This window comes from uncultured Rothia sp. (assembly GCF_937976295.1).
Classification (GTDB): Bacteria; Actinomycetota; Actinomycetes; order Actinomycetales; family Micrococcaceae; genus Rothia.
This window is the reverse complement of record NZ_CALJRY010000015.1, coordinates 1-3013: the sequence shown is the minus strand read 5'-3', so window position 1 is coordinate 3013 and position 3013 is coordinate 1. Positions and strand designations below refer to the sequence as shown.

Annotated in this window: 2 protein-coding genes; both read right to left on the bottom strand. The window is 53.6% G+C overall.

The genetic code is table 11. The annotated features are described in order from the left end of the window. Positions 1-59: 59 nt before the first annotated feature. Positions 60-980, bottom strand: coding sequence for a glycosyltransferase family 2 protein (locus tag Q0216_RS00385; RefSeq protein ID WP_298591952.1), 921 nt, complete (start codon positions 978-980; stop codon positions 60-62). A 103-nt stretch (positions 981-1083) separates the two neighbouring features. Beyond that, positions 1084-2901 (bottom strand): ABC transporter ATP-binding protein, encoded by a 1818-nt coding sequence (locus Q0216_RS00380; RefSeq protein ID WP_298591951.1) that lies wholly within the window; start codon positions 2899-2901, stop codon positions 1084-1086. Between the last annotated feature and the right edge of the window lie 112 nt (positions 2902-3013).

Here is a 3013-nt window from a genome sequence, read left to right as displayed (position 1 = left end):
TTATGAAGGCGGCAAAAAATCTTACGGAACCATCACGGTAAATTCCGGTGGTTTAACACTTAGTTTTCGCGGCGCTCTGCCTTGGCGATACGCTCCAGCTCAGCAACAAGGAAGCCGCGAGCGTCCACGTCCTTATTGCGCAGGCCGCGCACCGAGTTCACCAGGAAGTTCGCGTAGCTAGTAGCACGCAGAGCAATAGCTAGCTTCTTCTCCCAACCCCACTTGTCGGCATAAATGAAACGAGCAGTAGTCAACCACTGAATACGACGCTCGGAGGGCGAAGATCCGCCTCCCTCGTGGGTTACAGTCACCGAAGGAATCAGGTAGCGGTCCACGCCAGCGTTCGAGAGGCGGTACTGGAAGTCCACCTCTTCGCTGTTCATGTAGAAACGCTCATCCATGCCGCCGAGGCGGTTGAAGGTCGCGCGAGGAACAACCATGCACGCACCCATAACCCAGTCGACCTTCGCGTCGGAGGTGCCGGTGCATGCCTCAACATCGTGGCCAACACCGCGGTGCCACCAGTTGGTCGGCTTGAAACGAGCCAGCGGGGTGAACCATTCCCACGCCACATGCGCTGCGGTGGGGAACTTACGTGCCACCCACTGCTGCTTGCCGTCGTGGCCAATAATCTGCGGGCTAGCCAGAACCTCGCCGTGGCGTTCCACGGCTGCGAGCATGCGCGAGACGAAGGTGTTATCCAGCTCCAGGTCGCTGTTGAGGATGAAAACCCATTCACCGGTCGCGGCAGCAACACCGGAGTTCACGGCCTTACCGAAACCACCGTTGACGGGGCGGCGAACCACGGTTACGCCCTCAACCTCGGGGAAGGGGGTGGGAGAAACATCATCAGAAACAATAATCTCGATATCGGCGGGGTCAATACCCTGCTGAGCACGCAGAGTGTCAATAATGGCAAGAACCGGTTCCGGCTCGCCGTAGAAAGGAATAACCGCAGAAACACGGGGAGTATGAGTCACAATATGTCCTTTGAGTGAGGCGCCTGAAATTTACAAGCTATAGAAGGCTAAATATGGGGGCGACCGTATCTATACCTGCATACGATCACCCCCATAGTTTCAATTAGTCGGGCAGCTGGCCCAGGCGAACGAGGTTCGCGAATTCTTCGTTTGCCGCCTGAACTTCCTTGAAAGTTCCCTTATTGGCAATGCGGCCCTGGGAGAGGTACACCAGCTGATCAACGTTGCGCACCGTGGAAAGACGGTGAGCCACGATAATCACGGTGATTTCCTGGGAAATGCGGTTAATGGTCTGAGTAATCTTGTGCTCAGTCTCGTTGTCCAGCGCACTGGTCGCCTCATCCATAATCAGCAAGCTCGGGTTGCGGTACATCGCACGCGCAATGCCCACACGCTGACGCTGACCACCGGAGAGGCGGTTACCATTCTCGCCAATTGGGGTATCAATGCCGTTTTCCAGGGTCTCGACAACGGGCATCAGCTCCGCTAGCTCAAGGCAGTAGAGTACACGATCGTCATCGATGCACTGCTTGGGAATGCCGAATGCGACTGCCTCACGCAGAGTACCGTTGCCCAGGTAGGGATCCTGGGGAACATAACCAATCTTCTGGTACCAGGAAGGCAGGTCAGTATGGATGTCCCTACCCTGGCTAGAAATCGTGCCGCTCGTCGGGGTCAGCAGGCCAAGGATTAGGTCAACCAGAGTAGTCTTACCCGAGCCTGAACCACCGACGAAAGCAACCGAGGTACCTGCCGGCACATCCAGCTGAATGTCCCTGAGAACGTCCTTATCACCGTCCGGGTAGCGGTAGACCAGGTTATCAACCAGAACATCTACGGGCTCAATAGCCGGGTTGATGATGGCTGCCGGGTCGAATTCTCCCTTAGGTTCAACCATCTGCAGACGCTGCTCTTCGGGGCTCATGGAGCGGATAACCTTGGCAACTTCTTCACTCGCGAACTCATTTGCACGGATGCCACCCAAAGAAGCAACCATACGGGTAGCGTTCGGCAAAATACGGATACATGCCGTCGCGAAAAGCATCAGAGCGGGCAGACTATCGGCACCCTGGGTCGAGGTCATCAGACCCAGAAGGCCTGCGATGCCGACAATGAAGATAATTTCTAGAGCATACTTGGGAAAATCCGCAAAGAAGGAAATATTCACATCGCTATTCACGCTACGCAACGCATGCTGGCGGTACTCCTCAACGGTCGATTCACGCGAATTAGAAATACGAATCTCGCGGAAACCCTTGATGTTGTCAAAGAGCGAGCGAAGAGCGTCACGACCGGCACGAGCAGAAATCTCACCGTACTTTGCGTTACCGCGGCGCAAGAAGAACTGCATCACAGAGATAGTGATACCGAAGTAAGCAAAGGCAACCAAAGCCGGAATCGGCATAACGCACAGAATCATCACCAGCAACACAAGAATCGAAAGTAGGTCACCGATGAAGTTAATAATTGAGCCGACGTAGCCGCGGTAGGCGAAAACCACATAAGTACCGATCAGATACACAGTATCTTCAGGCTGGGACTTCCTATGGTTGAAGTAGCTATCCTTCATGTAGTGGTTGAGGATAGTCGAAGAAGTCGCCAGCTGCTGGTAACCAGTGAACTTCAGGCTCCAGCGCTTAAAGAGGAGCGCAGCAACACCTTTAATAACAAAGGCGAGCACCAGAACAATACCCAGATAGACCACCAAATCAGAACGCTGAGGGTTGCCGAAGATATTGGAAAGTACTGCCAGGTAACCGGTAAGTTCCGCACCCATCGCAATATTCACAATGGGAAGAATGGCTGCAACACCGACCATTTCCATCAAAGACAGGAGGAACAGGCCGATTAGGTTCAAGACAAGCAACGTAAAGCTTCGTCCCGGGAAAAGCAGGCGAAGCTTAGTATAAATACTCTTCATTGGTCCTTGTTGGTGAGTGTACTCGCTGGCTCCTGAGTGAGAAGAAGACCAGTATTTCACGCCAATTTTAGCACGCGGCATCTAAATATTTTCGGTATCAAGCTTGTACTTT

What these genes read in the sequence shown, in the direction of transcription:
- Q0216_RS00380 (WP_298591951.1), bottom strand. Translation starts at nt 2,901, where the DNA reads ATGAAGAGTATTTATACTAAGCTTCGCCTGCTTTTCCCGGGACGAAGC.